This window comes from Ureibacillus massiliensis 4400831 = CIP 108448 = CCUG 49529 (assembly GCF_000772965.1).
GTDB classification, from domain to species: Bacteria; Bacillota; Bacilli; order Bacillales_A; family Planococcaceae; genus Ureibacillus; species Ureibacillus massiliensis.
This window is the reverse complement of record NZ_JPVQ01000131.1, coordinates 1-651: the sequence shown is the minus strand read 5'-3', so window position 1 is coordinate 651 and position 651 is coordinate 1. Positions and strand designations below refer to the sequence as shown.

Genomic DNA, 651 nt, shown 5'->3' with positions numbered 1-651 from the left:
GAATATGTTGCCAAGATTGACGAATTAGGAAGATTTGATGTTCATTAATTGTTCCAAATAGAGAATCTGTAATCCGTTGTTTTTTCGGAATCAACTTTCCATGAATATCTTTTTCCACATCTACTTCATCGACATAGCCTTGTTCAATTAATCGATTTAATAGTTTTCGACCTGATACACCGAATACATCTGAGATAACTGTACTTAGTTTAACATTTGAACTTTCTAATACCTTTTGTATTCGATTCTTCTCTGAAACCAAGTGACTAATCCACTTTTTACGCAGTCTTGTTAAATCTCTTAGTTCACGAATATCTACAGGGGGAACAAAGCTCTTTTCAATCAAACCATGACGTAATAACTTCGCTATCCATTCTGCATCTGAAACATCTGTTTTTCTTCCAGGTACATTTTTAATCCGTTGTGCATTCGCTAAGGTGATATCAAAGAAATCCTCTAAAATGTTAAAAACAGGTTTCCAATACACACCCGTACTTTCCATTGCAATGTGTGTAACTTCATGCCCCTCTAACCATTTTAAAAGTCGAAACAAATCTTTTGTAAGTGTTGGAAATGTCTCGATTTCTGTATACAGGTCGTCCTCACGATTCCCCTTAATAACACAGGCTACAATTGTTTCTGAATGTACAT

At 35.0% G+C, this 651-nt stretch carries 1 protein-coding gene; it reads right to left on the bottom strand.

Annotated features, from left to right (window positions below; translation table 11 throughout):
* Positions 1-651 (bottom strand): IS110 family transposase (locus CD30_RS19255; RefSeq protein ID WP_036180891.1); only part of this gene is annotated, 651 nt, incomplete at both ends.